We start from the raw sequence: 16,228 nt of genomic DNA, 5'->3' as shown, positions 1-16,228 counted from the left end.
TTCTCCTGTCTGCGGGGGCACGGAGCAACGGTGCAGCCCGTTCCGGCACGAACGGGTCGGCATGTGTGCGTATACGTACAGTGTCGACGCCTTGTCCCAGGTGCATGCTGTTGCCTGGTCGGTGGATACCGGGTGGGGTGCCGGGCCTTGGACGCCCGTGCGGTATGGGGATGCGATCCGGCCGCGTGGATTGTACAGTACAGTCTACACAATACGTTCCGACTAGCTCAGAGCGACAGACGGCGGGCCGGAGGGTCCCGGGCTGATGGCGGACCCCGAAGGCCCCCCGTTGGGGTATCTGCTTCCGCCGGGCTTCGCGCGCGTCTTCGATGAAGACCGCCCGCCGCGCGCAGCCGTCACGAGGAGGCAGCTCGGACAGGTGCGACGCATCAGGGTTGACGAAGGCAAGACTGTGATGTTTAGACTGGATTGTCCAGTCTAGGTGGATGTGGTCCATGTATACGAAGCACTCTTCCGAGGCCCGCTCGGCCCCGACGGTGAGCGGCACCCTGTCCTCGTGTGCCGGGCACTCGGGACTGGTGGTCATCGCTGTTCCCGCCGACGAGCGCCATGTGTCCGCCGTCCGGCATCGTGTGGCCGCTTGTCTGGATGCCTGGCGCATATCCCTCGACGACCAGGTCGCCGTCGTTTTGATCGTCGGCGAGCTCGCCGCCAACGCGGCACTACACGGGCGTGATGACATGACGGTCATGATCGGTGTCTCCGTGGCCGACGTACACATTCACGTCATCGACAGTGGCGGAACCGCAGGGTCCCGAGAACAAGAGATCGACGAGGACGAGCACGGCCGCGGCCTGAACATCATCCGCTGCCTGGCGCAGTCCGTCCGATGGCACAGCGACGCCGCCCGTACATGGGTGCACGTCGATTATTGCCTCGGTGGTGTCCAAAGAACCTGAAGGAACAGATCACAGGAGTCGCGCCAGGAGGTCGACAGGCACGTCCCACGGGGTGCGGGAGGGCGCACGCATAAGAAATCCGGAGTGCCGCGACTAAACTGGACTGGACAATCCAAAGGAGCCTCTCGATGTCGGCCGACACCACCAACTCGTCGCTCGTATCCGGACGCCGCGCAGCCAAACGGTCCAGCGCCACAGCCCTCAAAGTCTTGAATGCCTCCAAGACCCTCTTCCTCCAGGACGGGTACGACGGTGTCAACCTCGACCGGATCGCCACGCGCGCCGGCGTGGCCCGGCAGACCGTCTACAACCTGTTCGGAAGCAAGGAGGCGGTGTTCCGGGCGACGATGGAGCACCACTGGGCGGCCTTCGGGCTCGAAGAACTGCTGGCGCGCCTGGACCGGGACGTCTCACGCGTTGATCCGGCCGACTTCCTGCGCCGTTTCGCCGACATGGTGCTCACCTTCGTCGCGGAGACGGATCAGGTCTCCTTCACCCGGCTGGTCATCGCGGAATCACGCAGGCTTCCCTGGATCGCCGAGGAGTTCTACCGGCTCGGCAAGGCGCCGTTGGCGCAGACGTTCACCGCCTGTCTGCGGGAGATGTCGGAGACCGGTGTCATCGACTGCCCGCACCCGGAACTGGCAGCGCGCCAGTTCCTCGGGCTGATCCAGGAGTTCGTCATCTGGCCGCAGGTCATGGCGATCGGCCCGGACGTGATGAAGCTCCCGCCCACCGACCTCGTCGTGGAAGAGGCCATAGCCATGTTCCTGAGCCGCTACATGCCGACGGGCACGGCAGCGTAGCAACTGCCCCACCGTGCCATCGGTGCACACCGTCCGCAGCGGTGCGGCGCTTTCCGGTGTCCGCGGGCGGCGCTTGACCACACGCACCTGGCCCGGACTTTCCGCTCATCCGGCGGTCATGCGGTGCGAGGTCGTTCTCCGGGGACGGGTGACAGGCGGTAGGTGCCGCTGTCGCCTTCGGAGCGGACGAAGCCCGCGGTGGGGGGCGCGAAGTGGCTGCCCAGGAGCAGGGTGTCAGTGCCGGCGAGGCGCGCGAGGAGGCTGCGGCGGGTGCGGGCAGCTTGTGCTGGATCGACGTCCACGCTGCTGCACAGGGCGGGGCGGGCCATCTGCACGGGGTGATGGATGCAGTCACCGGTGATGACGGCGGAGTGCCCGGCGCTGTGCAGGTGGACGGCGACCTGGCCAGGAGTGTGGCCAGGAGTGGGCAGAAGCCGCAGGCCGGGAGCGACGTCTGCACCGTCCGCGGGCACGTCGATCAGCTCCAGCTGGCCGCTCTCGCGGACGGGATGAACGGAGTCGGACAGCATCTGGCGTCGGCTGGCATCCATATCCGCGCTCGACCAGTAGTCGGCTTCGGTGCGGGAGACGAGATAGCGGGCGTGAGGGAACGTGGGCTCCCAGCGGCCCGGGCCGCTGGGGCGGGTGTTCCACCCGACATGGTCGGTGTGCAGATGGGTCAGGATCACCATGTCGACGGACTCCGGGGGAAAACCGGCGGCGGCCAGACGGTCGAGGTAGGGGGTGTCGAGGTTGTCCCAGGCGGGGTTGGCACGGCTCTTGCCGTTGCCGATACCGGTATCAACCAGTACGCGCAGACCACCCGTCTCGACCGCGAAGCTGTGCACGGCCAGATGGAGTGCGCCTCGGGGGTCAGCGAAGGCGGGAGTGAGCCAGGGGATCTGCGTGACGAGGTCCGGCGTGGCTGCCGGGATGAGCCACGGGCCGGTCTCGGGCGGGAGGACCAGCTCGTCGACGCGGTGCACGACGGCGTCACCGACGTTCCACCGGGGAGAGCTGTCGGGCGAGGCGGGGGTGTGCGGGAGGGAACTCATGCGGAACTCCGTGTTCTTGGGGGGGAGGTTCATACGGGGTGCCGCGGTGGCGGGCACCACAGCGGTGAGGGCTCGTGCGCTTCTTGACGCGCTCCGGCTCCGTAGCGGCTGAGGAAGGTGGAGATCGCCTCTTCTATGACCACGTCGGTCGGGGGAATGTTCGTCCGGCCCGCATCGATGGCCATGACCTTGGGCCAGACGACGAACTCCTGGACCAGCCCGAGGAACTGCCGCGCCGCTGTACTGGGGGATGGGCACGAGATCGTGCCTGCCTCGCAAAGACGCTTCAGAAACGACGCTAACACCTGCAGCAGTGGCGCCTTGCCGAGCCGGTGGAACTCCCCGGCGATCCACGGGATGCGGCTGGACTCGGCGATCACGAGCCGGGTGAAGGCGACCTGGTCCGTCTCGTCGATGAAGGCGAGCAGGGCGTGGGAGAAGTGGCGCAGAAACTCGGCCGGGTCACCGCCGCTCCCGAGTCCTTCTCCGAAGCGCGAGGGCAGGGTGGCGAGGTCGAGGCTTGCCCAATGGTGCTCCACCACGGCACGGAAGACGGCCTCCTTGCCGCCGAACCGGTTGTACACCGTCTGCCGGGCGACTCCGGCCCGTGACGCGATCCGTTCCAAGTTGACACCGTCGTACCCGCCTTCCAGGAAGAGTGCCTTCGCTGCGGACAGGATCTTCGAACGGCTGCGGGCGCGAGCTGCGCCCTGGCCGGACACGTGCGACGTACACGCGGTGGGAACCACGACCGACACCTCCTAACGGACTGTACAGTCCAGTCTAAATCGCCTGGCCGAGGTATTGCCAGAGCCTAAATTTGGATTGTACTGTCCAATCTAATCGAGGGGTCGCGGGACCCCCATCGGCTCCAGTGGGAGAAGCGATGCAACGTCCAGAGGACGCCGGCAGTCCGCTCGTCGCCGCCCGGCTCGACCGACTTCCGATGACAGCACTCCACAAGCGGTTCGTCGCCATCATGGCGCTCGGCAACTTCTTCGAGATCTACGAGCTCTTCCTGGCGGGAGTCCTCGCCACCACCCTGAAGGCGACCTTCTCGCTGGTCGGCTTCGATCTGTCGCTCGTTCTTGCCTCGACGTTCGTCGGTGCTTTCTTCGGGGCTGTGGTGATCGGACGCCTGGCGGACCGCATCGGGCGCCGCGGCGCCTACATGCTCACGCTCACCACGTACTCGGCGGCCACACTCGTCTGCGCCTTCGCCCCGAACCTGTGGAGCCTGATCCTCTTCCGCTTCATCGCCGGGATCGGCCTGGGAGGCGAACTTCCGGTAACGGATTCCTTCCTCGGTGACATCCTGCCGCCGCAACAGCGCGGACGCTACGCAGCGTGGGCGTTCACTGCCGCCTACCTCGCCGTGCCCGCGGTGGGCTTCTTGGGCATGAAGCTGATCGGCGAGAGCCCGCTGGGTATCGCGGGATGGCGGTGGATGTTCGCGGTCGGCTCCCTTGGCGCCCTGCTCACCTTCCTGGTCCGCCGGGGTCTGCCCGAATCACCGCGTTGGCTGGAGTCGGTCGGAAGAAGGGCGGAGGCCGACGCGGTCGCCACGCGATTCGAAGAGGCTGCCGAGGCAGAGGGATGGACACGTCCCCCGGTCACCGACGTCACGCCGCAGCAGCGCCCGGTCCGGCTGCCTGCACGCAGCATCTTCCGGGCACCTCTCGCCCGCCGCACGGCACTGATGGCCGTTCTGTGGATCCTGGCCCCCATCGGTTACTACGGTTTCGGCAGCCTCGGCACGCTCGTGCTCGCCGCCAAGGGACTCACCGTCAGCAGCTCGCTGACCTACTTGACCTTCTCCTTCATCGGATACCCGCTCGGCTCCTTCCTCTCCGTGCTCGTCATGGAGAGAGCCGAACGGAAGTGGATCCTGTGCGCCTCCCTGGTGGGCATGGGGCTGTTCGGGCTGGCCTACGGCAACGCCGCCTCGCCGATGGCGATCATCCTCGCGGGCTTCTGTTTCACCTTGGTCGCCAATGTCATGTCCAACTCCGGCCATATCTACCAGCTGGAGCAGTTCCCGACGAGCGTGCGGACCACCGCGACCGGCTGGCTGTACTCGCTCAGTCGGCTGTCGACCGCCGCAGCCCCCTTCTACCTGATCCCCCTCCTCGACGCCCACGGCGCCGGAACCACCTTCGCGGTGGTGGCCGCGGCGATGCTCCTGTCCGCGCTCGCGGTCGCCTTTGGGGTGCGGACCACAGGCCTGTCGGTAGAGAGCATCTCGGGGGCCCCGCAGGACGCGGACTTCCCGCCGTCGTCCACCGGCGTGCCCGCGCACGTCGCTTCCGGGCGGCGCACCGAGACGCCGTGACACCCCGCCTGCCACACATCGCCCCGCCAGGGGTGGTCGTTGTATCCCCCCTGGCGAAGCAACCGGCCGCACGGCCCCGCCCGCCGGCCGAGAAAGGACACACCGCACCATGCCGGAAGATCTCTGGAACCGCATGACCGCGCCGGAGCTGCGGGCACGGGCCGCCCAAGGCGCTCCGGTCCTGCTGCCCGTCGGATCCACCGAGCAGCACGGTCCGCACCTGCCCACCGGAGTGGACGACTTCCTCAGTGCCGAGGCGTGCAGGCGCGCCGCCGCCATCATGGCCGACCACGAGCGGCCCGTTGTGGTCGCACCCTCCCTGTGGTGCGGACTCTCCGATCACCATCTCGCCTTCGGCGGCACCTTCACACTCACCCTGCGGACGTACCACGCGCTCCTGCGTGACCTGTGCCGCTCCATCATCACCGCAGGCTTCGGCAAGATCCTCATCGTCAACGGGCACGGAGGGAACATCACCGCCCTCAATGCCATCAGCAACGAACTCACCCGGGAGTTGTCCACCCCCATCGCCGTCACCAGCTACTTCCTGGCCGGGCTGGAACGGACGGCGGAGATACTGGAGACCCAGCCCACCCTGATGCACGCCTGCGAGGGCGAAACCTCCATGATCATGGCGATCGCCCCCGACCTCGTCGACCGCTCCCGGCTCGCCGAGGCGACCGGCCCGCACATCGCGCTGCAATCCGACGCGAGCCATACGTTCCACGTGTCACGGCCGTTCAAGGAGGTCACCTGTTCGGGCGTGGCGGGTGATGCGCGCGCGGCAACCCCGGAAAAGGGAGAGGCCATCCTCGACACGTGTGCCCGAGCCATCGCCGAATGGCTGTTGAAGTGGGCGTGAACGCCGCGCCGCGGCTTCCAAGACCCGTGCCGAGGCGTTCTGCGAGGCCGCCCACGATATCGACGTCGACGAGACGGAGCAGTGTCAGCACCCGACCGCGGTCGGCCAGGGCGCGGGCACGTCTGCGTCGGCCGAACCGGATGGTGCGCCGGACGCCGACCGGCTCGCGCTGGCCATCGACGAGATCGCCGCCCGCCACGGTCGAGCCCCGATCACCATCCGCAACAAGTGGGGCCTACACCCTGGCCCAGCCCTATGGGCAAGCGTGGCAAGCAGGTCCTGTTCGACCCGGCCGCTGTGGACCGCTACGTCGCCACCCACATCACCGCGAGACCGCCGAGCTGGAGCCCCGCCGCTTCCACACCGCCCGCAAGATCGAACAGCTCACCGACATCACGGCCGCCACCATCCGCGCCGAGCGCTCCAAGGGGCACTGGCGCGCAGCCGACGCCCTGTCCGGCCGTGCGCACCGCTGGTACGGCGCCACGGTCACCAAAGCGCTGTCCGCGCGGCGTGGCTACCGTAGGGCCGACACCCCGATGCGCTTCCTGGATGCCATGGCCCCAACTATCCCTCCGGTCACGGCCTCCACAGCGGAGGGAAGACGCGGACCGTCCCGGGGAACGTCGGGACGGTCCGCGGGTTTCAGGCAGAGGCGAGTGCCTCGGTGGGGGTGAGGAGGGATGTGCCGACTAAAATCCTCGTCACTCAAGGCTAGCGCCGCACCCGCGGCATCCCCAGCCCGATCCAGGAGATGATCTCGCGCTGGATCTCGTTGTTGCCGCCGCCGAAGGTGAAGATGACCGCCGACCGGTAGCCGCGTTCCAGTTCGCCGTGCAGGACGGCGCCTGCGGAGCCCTCCCTCAGCGGTCCGGCCGCTGCGACTATCTCCATGAGCCAGGCGTAGGCGTCCCGACGGGCCTCGGAGCCGTAGACCTTGACGGCCGAGGCGTCCTGCGGGGTGAGCGTGCCGTCCTGGACGGCCGAGACCATCTGCCAGTTGAGGAGCTTCATCGCGTCGAGCCGGACGTGCGTGCGGGCGAGCAGCCGACGCACCCAGGGCAGATCGGCCACTCGGCGGCCGTCGGCGAGCTTGGTCTCCCGGGCCCAGCGCTGCACGTCTTGCAGCGCACGGATGGCCATCGTGCCGTGAGCGGCGAGGGTGACCCGTTCGTGGTTGAGCTGGTTGGTGATCAGCCGCCAGCCCTGGTTCTCCTCACCGACACGCCGGGAGACAGGGACGCGGACGCCCTCGTAGTAGCTCGCGGTGGTGTCGTGGGAGGCGAGGGTATGGATGACCGTGCAGGAGTAGCCGGGGTCGGAGGTCGGCACCAGCAACATGGTGATGCCCTTGTGGGGCGGAGCCTCGGGGTCGGTGCGCACGGCCAGCCACACCCAGTCCGCGGTGTCGCCGTTGGTGGTCCAGATCTTCTGCCCGTTGACGACGTAGGTGTCCCCGTCGCGTACGGCACGGGTCTTCAGCGAGGCGAGGTCGGTACCGGCACCAGGCTCGCTGTAGCCGATCGCGAAGTCGATCTCGCCGGAGAGAACGCGCGGCAGGAAGTACGCCTTCTGCTCCTCGGTGCCGAACCGCATGAGTGTCGGACCGACCGTGTTCAGGGCCATGAGGGGCAGGGGTACGCCGGCTTGCGCCGCTTCGTCGAAGAAGATGAACTGCTCCATCGCCGTCATGCCGCGTCCGCCGTACTCCCGCGGCCAGCCGACGCCGAGCCAGCCGTCTTGGCCCAGTTGGCGGATGGTGTCACGGTAGAAGCGCTTCCGCGCGACCGAGTCAGCGTACCGGGCGTAGGCGTTGTCCGGGACCAGCTGCGCGAAGTAGGCGCGCAGTTCGGCGCGCAGTCGCTGCTGCTCGGGCGTGTGATCGAGATGCACGGCGCCTCCAGGCTCCCAAGGACGGTCCTGACCGCGCACACCGTAGAACGTGTTTCAGAAATTGGGAATGGCCGCCCCGAGGTCACTTCGAGCGCGCCCGCCAGAACCACGGGTTCCGGACGGCGGCAGGACACTCCCCCGGGGCCCGAGGGGGCGGGTTCGGGGGGTGAACGCAGCCCGACCCGCAGGAAGAGCCCCGGGGCGACACCATGCCGACCCACAGCACCCACTCACGGAGCGAGTCCGATTCACCCCATTCTGGGTGGGTATTCCTTTCATATGGATATCGCATCGATGCAGCTGGCCGCTGCGAGTGGCCTGATGAGCCTCGGCTTGTTCCTCGTGGCCCTGGGCCTTCTGGTGCTGCTGGGCGGCGGCTACTGGCTGACCTCCCGGGTCAAGTACCGCGAGTCACCACGACCACGCCCCGAAGAGCAGCCCCATCTGCCGCCGGAGGGAGCGGTGTACGAAGTCCGGGAGAACAGGGAGTCCGCGGAGGTTCCAAAGACGCCCGAGGGCGGTCGACCGCTCACCCCGTACGAGCTGACCAACATGGACACGAGGCCGAGTGAGTCCAAGGATCGCCCGCGCTGGAGCAAGGGGTCCAGCGGCTCGTTCGGCGGTGGCGGGCTCGGCGCTCACTGATCCACCGCACCCCGCCCTCGAACACGAGCCTGGACGCCAAGGCCGCCCCGTACGCCCGTACGACCCTAGGTATCCTTGCGGGCCCCATCCAGGCGGTCGACCCCGGATACGTTCTGCACGTCCTCCGGGTCCTGGCTCGGTGCGGCGCCGAACCAGGCGTCGAGGATCTCCTTCAGCACCGGTTCGGAGGTCAGGCGCAGGCTCAGTGCCAGAACGTTCGCGTCGTTCCAGCGACGGGCGCCGTCCGCCGTGACGGCGTCCGTGCACAGAGCCGCACGTACCCCCGGCACCTTGTTGGCCGCGATGGACGCTCCCGTGCCGGTCCAGCAGCACACCACAGCCTGCTGCGCAGCGCCCTCGGCGACGTCCCGGGCCGCCGCGACCGAGCAGGCCGCCCATCCCGTGTCGGCCCCGGGCCGTAGCGCACCGTGCGTGTGCACCGCGTGACCACGGTGCCGTAGCTCCGCCACGAGGAAACGGGCCAGGGGTTCGTCCATGTCGGAGGAGACGGAGATCCGCATGACCGGAGGGTAGCGCCTGCCGCGTCGCGGCCGGGCGCCCCCGGTCCGTGACGGTTGCCCTCCCACCCAGCGCAGCAGACGGGAGGCCGGGAAGAGGGCCGGCCGGCCGGCCGGTCCCCGGCGGCCTTGCGTCCGTCCTGGACGTCCGCGCCCCAAGGTGATCCTGGCATCGCGCACGGTGACGGTGAGCGCCTGCACGTGACCTCACCTGAAGCAAGGCCGATACTGCCATTAGCTCTATCGGTGAAATCGGCCCGACGCCGGACCACGCGGCAACACCCGCAAGGCTCACTAGGAGATACCGATGAGGATGCTGATCAACGTGCCGGAGACCGTCGTGGCGGACGGGCTGCGCGGGCTGGCGGCCGCGCACCCCGATCTGACCGTGGACGTGGAGAACCGGGTGATCGTCCGCCGGGACGCGCCGGTGGCCGGACAGGTCGCGCTCGTGTCGGGCGGCGGGTCGGGCCACGAACCGCTGCACGGGGGGTTCGTCGGCCCGGGCATGCTGTCCGCGGCCTGCCCCGGGGAGGTCTTCACCTCGCCGGTACCGGACCAGATGGCGCGCGCCGCGGCCGCCGTGGACAGCGGGGCCGGTGTGCTCTTCATCGTCAAGAACTACACCGGTGACGTGTTGAACTTCGACATGGCGGCCGAGTTGGCCGAGGACGAGGGAGTCCAGGTCGCCAAGGTGCTCGTCAACGATGACGTGGCGGTCACCGACAGCCTCTACACAGCTGGGCGACGCGGCACCGGCGCGACGCTGTTCGTGGAGAAGATCGCAGGCGCCGCCGCGGCCGAGGGCCAGCCACTGGAGCGGGTGGAGTCCATCGGCCGGCAGGTCAACGAGAACTCCCGCAGCTTCGGTGTGGCCCTCAGCGCGTGTACGACACCCGCGAAGGGCAGCCCCACCTTCGAGCTGCCGGACGGTGAACTGGAGTTGGGCATCGGCATCCACGGCGAACCGGGCCGGGAGCGGCGGCCCATGATGACCTCCGGCGAGATCGCCGACTTCGCGGTGAACGCGATCGTGGAGGACATGCCCCCGCGCAACCCCGTCCTCGCACTGGTCAACGGCATGGGCGCCACCCCACTGCTGGAGCTGTACGGCTTCAACGCCGAGGTGCAACGGGCACTGCGCGAACGCGGCGTGGCCGTCGCCCGCACCCTCGTCGGCAACTACGTCACCTCCCTCGACATGGCCGGCGCCTCGGTGACACTGTGCCAGGCCGACGAGGAACTGCTGCGGCTGTGGGACGCGCCGGTGAAGACCCCCGCACTGCGCTGGGGGATGTGACACGGCGGACGAGGCGCCCGGTGTCTTCACCGCGCCGGTCGCCAACCGCACAGCGCCATCTGCACCGCACCGGTCGAAACCCTGCCATGCAAGGAGGTCCAGTGCTCGACGCCGACTTCTTCCACCGCTGGATGACGGCGACCGCCGCATCCGTGGAACGCGAGGCGGAACGCCTCACCGCCCTCGACTCGGCCATCGGGGACGCCGACCACGGCATCAACCTGCAGCGCGGGTTCCGAGCCGTGAAGGCTGCACTGGAAAAGGAGGCTCCGGACACGCCGGGCGCCGTCCTGGTCTTGTCCGGGCGGCAGCTGATCTCGACGGTCGGCGGCGCGTCGGGACCGCTGTACGGCACCTTGCTGCGCCGGACGGGCAAGGCCCTCGGTACTGCAGCCAAGGTCAGCGAGGCAGAGTTGGCCGAGGCGCTGCGCGCGGGTGTGGACGCGGTGATGGCCCTCGGCGGGGCAGCGCCCGGCGACAAGACCATGGTGGACGCCCTGGTGCCGGCCGTGGACACCCTCGGCGACGGCTTCGCCGCCGCGCGAGCCGCCGCCGAGGAGGGGGCAGTGGCCACCATTCCGCTGCAAGCCCGCAAGGGCCGGGCGAGCTATCTCGGCGAGCGCAGCATCGGCCACCAGGACCCGGGGGCAGCCTCGTCGGCACTGCTCGTCGCCTGCCTCGAAGAAGCCGCTGCGGCGGCGGAGGGCTGACGGGTGAACGCCGACAAGCTGGTCGGAATCGTACTGGTGTCGCACAGTGCGGAAGTCGCCACATCGGTCGCCGAGCTGGCACGGGCCTTGGCGGGCGGAGCCACGGTGGTGCCCCTGGCTCCGGCTGGTGGCACGGAAGGCGGCGGGTTCGGCACCAGCGCCGAGCTGATCTCCGCCGCGGCGGCCACCGTCGACCGGGGTGCCGGCGTGGCGGTGCTCACCGACCTGGGCAGTGCCGTCCTCACCGTCAAGGCGCTGCTCGCCGAGGGCGACGAGCTTCCGGACGGCACTCGCTTGGTGGACGCCCCGTTCGTCGAGGGAGCTGTGGCCGCGGTCGTCACGGCGTCCACGGGTGCCGACCTGGACGCCGTGGCGGCTGCGGCGGCGGAAGCGTACGCCTATCGCAAGGTGTGACGGCCCCGCCTGCCGGACGTAGGAGTACCGGATGGCTGGTCACTGTTCGCCAGGAACAGTCTGGCCAGCCGCTGCCCCGTCGCCACCGCTGCCGCGTGGTCCTCGATGGGGCTGACATGGGAGTTCTTGAACACGATGTAGGTGACATCGGAGGCCGCCCCGCCGTCGCGGGGGTCGGCCCGGATGCCGAGACCCCGCGCCGTGGCGTAGGAGGCCTCACCGATGACGTCGCGCGGTCCGGTGTCGCCGACCACGGCATACTGCAGTCGGCCCCGGTAGACGACCGCGGCGACTGAGCCGCCCCGCACACCGGCTGCACGGTGGTCCCAGATGCGGCTCGGGGCCGGAATGACGATGTAGGGCAGGGCCTCGGCGTTCAGCTGACGGCCGTCGGACTGCTGGAAGGCCGTGGCGGCGGTGAACAGCGGGTCGGTGCGACGGTTGCAGCGAACGGTGGGCCGTCCGTCGCAGTCGATGTCCAGATCAGCCTTCCAGTACACGACGTCCTCGGTGCCGCAGACGGGCACGGTCGCGGGGCGATCGGCATCGGTGCGGTACCGGCCCTGGGACACCTGGGTGCACTCTCCCAGTCCGGCCAGCAGGTCGTCAGCGGCGACCGCGCCCTCGCCGCGGGCCACGGGCCCCTCCCGGGGCGGGACAGCAGCCGCCGGGGCGAGCAGCGGCGCCGGAGCGAGCAGGGCGGCGCCGGCCACGGCCAGCGTCAGCGACGGGACACGCACACGCACGATGAGGGACCCTCTCCTCGGGAACGCGGGAACGTCCAGCCCACTGTGATGCCGGTTGCGCCGATCGGCCACCGAGGCCACCGCGAAGCGGCCGGATGGAGCACGCTTGTGACACCCCGTGAGGGAACGGGGCACGAGTCCGGGGGCGGCGGAGCAGGACAGGGGCTGGGCTGTCCGAGTCGATGTCTGCCCGGGCAGCCCAGCCACCCGCACCGGCGCGGGATCGGCGACGACAGCGTTCCGCGCCGCAGGCGTGAACTGCCTTGCCTTATAGAGCAGTTCCACCGTAGGGACGTTCAGCATACGTAAGGTCCTGGGGCTTCGGCACACGGCCCTCCGAGTCAGCGACACCGGGCGGGCCATAGCGGCCGAGGACGGGTACGGACCATTGCTGTGAGGTGGCTGTTCCCTGGGAAGGCACAGCCGTGCAACGCGCCCCCCGTCCGCTCGGGTGGGCAGCGCATGGTGGACGTCACCAGGCTCAGACCGTCCACCATGTATGCCTTCACCCTGTATGCCTTCACCATGCGGGCCGGGGACACCCCAGGGCCCATGGGCGGATACCGGACAGCGCGGACGGTGACGACGGGCAACCGCCCGGCGTAGTGCGTCGGCGAGTCACGCTGTACCGGGCGGAGGAATTCATCACCCGGCCGGGCGCCTCCCGTGTGCGGGCGTGCCGGTAGCCGAGTTGGCTGCAGCTGAGGCAGCACGGACGTTCCCCGATCCTTGGCGGCGCATGGGACGTACCGCCGACCGTGCCGCCGGAGGCCAGCCCATGCACACCTCGCGACTCCTCCTCCGTTCCGGCCTGACGCTGGCGGCCGCCGCCGCGCTCCCGGCTGCGCTCGCCGAGCCGTCCGCCGCGGTCTCGGGGATCTCCGTCAGCACCACCGGGTCCACCGTCTCGGTGGTCACCAGCGCGTGCACCCAGATCAACGGCAGCTGGGGCAACGCGGCCCTGCTCACCAGCCGCCAGGCGAACTTCGCCGAGGGTCGGCAGGTGGCCCTGTCCGGCACCACCATCAGTCAGTCCGCGGCCTGGTCGAAGGTGAGCCCGGGGACCTACACCGTGGTCGTCGTGTGCTCCAGCGGCAGCACGGCCGGAACCCAGTCGGTGATCGTCTCCGCGCCCACGTCCCCGACGATCTCGGCAACGTCGTCGCCGGCCCCCTCCCGAGGCGTGATGGGTGGGCTGGGCGGCGCCGCGCGCGACTACGGTCCCCTGACGCTGGGCATCGGCGCGGCACTGGTGGGCACGGGTGTCATCGCCACGGGCTGGTACCTGCGCAAGCGCTCGAAGCCGTACCGCCTCTGAGGGACCGTGTCCTCGGGCGGGCCGGCTGTCGTCAGCGCTCACGCGCGTCGGACAACTCGGCGAACTCCGCCAGCGCGTGGGTGAGCCACCCGGCCCAGAAGGTCTCCAGATCGATACCGGCCCGCAGGACGAGGTGGCGCAGCCGGTCCTCCGGGGCGTTCCGGTCCGGCGGGAAGTCGCGCTTCTCGATCTCCCGGTACTCGGCCAGCTGACGCCGGTGCAGTTCCAGATGACGGCGCAGATCGTCCTCCAGGCCCGCCGTGCCCACCACGGCCGCTGCACGCAGCCTTAGCAGCAGGACGTCCCGCTGGGGCTTGGGGTCCTGCGCAGCGGCGGTCCAGCGAGCCAGTTCGGCGCGGCCCGCGGGCAGAACCTCGTAACTCTTCTTCTGCCCACGGGCCGGCTGTTCGGCCGGCAACGCGCGGATGAGCCCTTGAGCCTCCAGCCTTCCCAACTCGCGATAGATCTGCTGATGCGTCGCGGACCAGAAGTAGCCGATCGACTTGTCGAACCGGCGGGTCAGCTCCAGTCCCGACGACGGCCTTTCCAGCAGGGCGGTGAGGATCGCGTGCGGGAGTGACATGAGCTCATCCTAGGGATGTACGGCGCGGACCCTACAGCGTCGCCGCGAGTTCCGTGCCCTGCTTGATGGCCCGCTTGGCGTCCAGCTCGGCCGCAACGTCGGCACCGCCGATCAGGTGCGCACGGCGTCCGGCGGCGACCAGCTCCTCGTACAGGCCACGGCGCGGCTCCTGCCCGGTGCACAACACCACGGTGTCGACCTCGAGGACCGTGCTCTCACCGTCGACGGTGACGTGCAGTCCGGCGTCGTCGATGCGGTCGTAGCGGGCCCCGGGGGTCATGGTGACCCCCCGGTGTTTCAGTTCGGCGCGGTGGATCCAGCCGGTCGTCTTGCCGAGCCCGGCGCCTACCTTGGTGGTCTTGCGCTGGAGGAGGTGGACGGTGCGCGGCGGCGCCGGCCGCTGCGGTGCGGCGAGGCCGCCCGGCTCCCGGTAGTCCATGTCAACGCCCCAGTGCCGGAAGTACGTCCGTGGGTCCTCGCTGGCCTTGTCGCCGCCGTCGGTGAGGTACTCGGCAACATCGAAGCCGATGCCGCCGGCGCCGAGGATGGCGACGCGGTCGCCGACCGCGGCACCGTCGCGGAGCACGTCGAGATAGCCGAGGACGCGAGGGTGGTCGACGCCGGGGATGTCCGGAACGCGCGGGGTGACACCGGTGGCGACGACGACCTCGTCGTAGTCGGCGACCGTCTCCGCGGTGACCCAGGTGTCCAGGCGTACGTCGACGCCGTGCGCGTCCAACTGGTGGCGGAAGTAGCGCAGGGTCTCGTCGAACTCCTGTTTTCCAGGCACCTTGCGGGCTACGTTGAGCTGACCGCCAATCTCACTCGCTGCATCGAACAGGGTGACCGAATGACCGCGTTCGGCCGCCGAGACGGCGCAGGCGAGACCAGCCGGGCCGGCGCCGACGACGGCGACGCGCAGGCGCCGGCGGGTCGGCGAGAGGACCAGTTCAGTCTCGTGGCAAGCGCGTGGATTGACCAGGCAGGAGGTGATCTGCCCGCTGAAGGTGTGGTCGAGGCAGGCCTGGTTGCAGCCGATGCAGGTGTTGATGGCCTCCGGCGTCCCCGCGGCGGCCTTGGCCACGAAGTCGGGGTCGGCGAGCATCGGGCGAGCCATGGAAACCATGTCCGCGTAGCCCTCGGCGAGCAACTGCTCCGCCAGTTCAGGCGTGTTGATGCGGTTGGTGGTCACGAGCGGTACGGACACCTCACCCATGAGCTTCCTAGTGACCCAGGTGTAGGCGCCGCGCGGAACGGAGGTGACGATGGTGGGGATGCGGGCCTCGTGCCAGCCGATGCCGGTGTTGATCAGGGTCGCCCCGGCGGCCTCGACGGCCTTGGCGAGGGTGATGACCTCCGCGAGGGAGGAGCCGCCCGGAACCAGGTCCAGCATGGACAGGCGGTAGATGACGATGAAGTCCTCGCCGACGGCCTCTCGGACGCGCTTGACGATCTCCACGGGGAGGCGCATCCGGTTCTCGTACGAGCCGCCCCAGCGGTCTTCGCGCCGGTTGGTTCCAGCGGCGATGAACTCGTTGATGAGGTAGCCCTCGGAGCCCATGATCTCCACGCCGTCGTAGCCGGCCTGCCGGGCGAGGCGAGCGGCGCGCGCGTAGTCGTCGATGGTCCGCTCGATGTCAGCGTCGGTCAGCTCGCGCGGAACGAAGGGGCTGATGGGCGCCTGCATCGGGCTCGGCGCGACGAGGTCCTGGTGGTAGGCGTACCGCCCGAAGTGCAGGATCTGCATCGCGATCCGGCCGCCCTCGCGGTGCACCGCCTCCGTGATGGTGCGGTGCTGCTCGGCCTCCGCCTCGGTGGTGAGCTTGGCGCCCCCCTCGTAGGGCCGCCCCTCCTCGTTGGGCGCGATACCGCCGGTGACGATGAGGCCCACTCCCCCGCGCGCGCGGTCCGCGTAGAACGCCGCCATCCGCTCGAAGCCGCGCTCGGCCTCCTCGAGACCAACGTGCATGGAACCCATGAGCACGCGATTGGGCAGGGTGGTGAAACCCAGGTCGAGCGGGGTCATCAGATGGGGGTAACGGCTCATCGGGCCCTCCGTGCGCGGTGTCGTCGCCTTCTGTTGTAGAGGAAGGCCCGCGCTTTATGCAATAAGTTGCATAACCAGG

The 16,228-nt window shown here is 69.3% G+C and carries 18 protein-coding genes; 10 read left to right on the top strand and 8 right to left on the bottom strand.

From position 1 onward, the window contains the following. Positions 1–455 precede the first annotated feature (455 nt). Complete coding sequence (locus LK06_RS30530) at positions 456–920, top strand: ATP-binding protein (RefSeq protein ID WP_052269875.1); 465 nt, start codon at positions 456–458, stop codon at positions 918–920. Between the two features lie 128 nt (positions 921–1,048). Continuing rightward, the gene (locus LK06_RS30525; protein WP_039651822.1) at positions 1,049–1,726 is read left to right on the top strand and encodes a TetR/AcrR family transcriptional regulator; all 678 of its coding nucleotides are present in this window, start codon (positions 1,049–1,051) and stop codon (positions 1,724–1,726) included. Positions 1,727–1,842: 116 nt separating this feature from the next. Here the strand turns inward: LK06_RS30525 and LK06_RS30520 are convergent, their stop codons facing one another. Together LK06_RS30520 and LK06_RS30515 are read right to left on the bottom strand one after the other, a co-directional pair. Further along, positions 1,843–2,781, bottom strand: a complete 939-nt coding sequence (locus LK06_RS30520; RefSeq protein WP_043409396.1) for an MBL fold metallo-hydrolase — start codon at positions 2,779–2,781, stop codon at positions 1,843–1,845. Between the two features lie 29 nt (positions 2,782–2,810). Continuing rightward, on the bottom strand, positions 2,811–3,530 hold the full coding sequence (locus LK06_RS30515; RefSeq protein WP_078858807.1) for a TetR/AcrR family transcriptional regulator: 720 nt from the start codon (positions 3,528–3,530) through the stop codon (positions 2,811–2,813). 137 nt (positions 3,531–3,667) lie between these two features. On the opposite strand from LK06_RS30515, the gene LK06_RS30510 reads away from it, so the two are divergent. Together LK06_RS30510 and LK06_RS30505 are read left to right on the top strand one after the other, a co-directional pair. After that, on the top strand, positions 3,668–5,113 hold the full coding sequence (locus tag LK06_RS30510) for an MFS transporter (protein ID WP_039651824.1): 1,446 nt from the start codon (positions 3,668–3,670) through the stop codon (positions 5,111–5,113). A 109-nt stretch (positions 5,114–5,222) separates the two neighbouring features. Continuing rightward, positions 5,223–5,975 (top strand): creatininase family protein, encoded by a 753-nt coding sequence (locus tag LK06_RS30505; RefSeq protein ID WP_039651825.1) that lies wholly within the window; start codon positions 5,223–5,225, stop codon positions 5,973–5,975. A 305-nt stretch (positions 5,976–6,280) separates the two neighbouring features. Here LK06_RS30505 and LK06_RS34970 read toward each other — a convergent pair whose 3' ends face one another. Then, a complete protein-coding gene (locus tag LK06_RS34970; RefSeq protein ID WP_267894080.1) occupies positions 6,281–6,409 on the bottom strand; it encodes a hypothetical protein in 129 nt (42 codons plus the stop codon). Positions 6,410–6,689: 280 nt separating this feature from the next. Further along, positions 6,690–7,868 carry an acyl-CoA dehydrogenase family protein gene (locus LK06_RS30500; protein WP_039651826.1) on the bottom strand — a complete coding sequence of 393 codons (1,179 nt, stop codon included), beginning with the start codon at positions 7,866–7,868 and terminating at the stop codon, positions 6,690–6,692. 279 nt (positions 7,869–8,147) lie between these two features. Here LK06_RS30500 and LK06_RS30495 point away from each other — a divergent pair, with 279 nt between their 5' ends. Further along, the gene (locus LK06_RS30495; RefSeq protein ID WP_234367545.1) at positions 8,148–8,513 is read left to right on the top strand and encodes a DUF6479 family protein; all 366 of its coding nucleotides are present in this window, start codon (positions 8,148–8,150) and stop codon (positions 8,511–8,513) included. Between the two features lie 65 nt (positions 8,514–8,578). On the opposite strand, the gene LK06_RS30490 is transcribed toward LK06_RS30495, so the two are convergent. Next, on the bottom strand, positions 8,579–9,034 hold the full coding sequence (locus tag LK06_RS30490) for an RpiB/LacA/LacB family sugar-phosphate isomerase (RefSeq protein WP_039651828.1): 456 nt from the start codon (positions 9,032–9,034) through the stop codon (positions 8,579–8,581). Between the two features lie 304 nt (positions 9,035–9,338). Here LK06_RS30490 and dhaK point away from each other — a divergent pair, with 304 nt between their 5' ends. From dhaK to LK06_RS30475, 3 genes are all read left to right on the top strand, one after another. Beyond that, complete coding sequence (gene dhaK, locus LK06_RS30485) at positions 9,339–10,331, top strand: dihydroxyacetone kinase subunit DhaK (RefSeq protein WP_043409392.1); 993 nt, start codon at positions 9,339–9,341, stop codon at positions 10,329–10,331. Between the two features lie 101 nt (positions 10,332–10,432). Then, the gene (gene dhaL, locus LK06_RS30480; RefSeq protein WP_039651830.1) at positions 10,433–11,041 is read left to right on the top strand and encodes a dihydroxyacetone kinase subunit DhaL; all 609 of its coding nucleotides are present in this window, start codon (positions 10,433–10,435) and stop codon (positions 11,039–11,041) included. A gap of 3 nt (positions 11,042–11,044) precedes the next feature. Then, positions 11,045–11,455, top strand: coding sequence for a PTS-dependent dihydroxyacetone kinase phosphotransferase subunit DhaM (locus LK06_RS30475; RefSeq protein WP_039651831.1), 411 nt, complete (start codon positions 11,045–11,047; stop codon positions 11,453–11,455). Here LK06_RS30475 and LK06_RS30470 read toward each other — a convergent pair. Continuing rightward, a complete protein-coding gene (locus tag LK06_RS30470) occupies positions 11,440–12,195 on the bottom strand; it encodes a glycoside hydrolase family 75 protein (protein ID WP_039652206.1) in 756 nt (251 codons plus the stop codon). The two genes, LK06_RS30475 and LK06_RS30470, sit on opposite strands and share 16 nt — an antisense overlap. Before the next feature lie 468 nt (positions 12,196–12,663). Here LK06_RS30470 and LK06_RS33545 point away from each other — a divergent pair, with 468 nt between their 5' ends. Both LK06_RS33545 and LK06_RS30465 read left to right on the top strand, forming a co-directional pair. Beyond that, on the top strand, positions 12,664–12,807 hold the full coding sequence (locus LK06_RS33545) for a hypothetical protein (RefSeq protein WP_159025107.1): 144 nt from the start codon (positions 12,664–12,666) through the stop codon (positions 12,805–12,807). A 172-nt stretch (positions 12,808–12,979) separates the two neighbouring features. Further along, complete coding sequence (locus tag LK06_RS30465) at positions 12,980–13,519, top strand: hypothetical protein (protein ID WP_039652207.1); 540 nt, start codon at positions 12,980–12,982, stop codon at positions 13,517–13,519. A gap of 31 nt (positions 13,520–13,550) precedes the next feature. Here LK06_RS30465 and LK06_RS30460 read toward each other — a convergent pair whose 3' ends face one another. Together LK06_RS30460 and LK06_RS30455 are read right to left on the bottom strand one after the other, a co-directional pair. Continuing rightward, positions 13,551–14,102 carry a PadR family transcriptional regulator gene (locus tag LK06_RS30460; protein ID WP_039651833.1) on the bottom strand — a complete coding sequence of 184 codons (552 nt, stop codon included), beginning with the start codon at positions 14,100–14,102 and terminating at the stop codon, positions 13,551–13,553. 31 nt (positions 14,103–14,133) lie between these two features. After that, on the bottom strand, positions 14,134–16,149 hold the full coding sequence (locus LK06_RS30455) for an NADPH-dependent 2,4-dienoyl-CoA reductase (protein WP_039651834.1): 2,016 nt from the start codon (positions 16,147–16,149) through the stop codon (positions 14,134–14,136). Positions 16,150–16,228: the final 79 nt, after the last annotated feature.

This window comes from Streptomyces pluripotens, from assembly GCF_000802245.2.
In the GTDB taxonomy this organism is placed as follows: Bacteria; Actinomycetota; Actinomycetes; order Streptomycetales; family Streptomycetaceae; genus Streptomyces; species Streptomyces pluripotens.
This window is presented reverse-complemented; position numbering and strand designations above follow the sequence as displayed.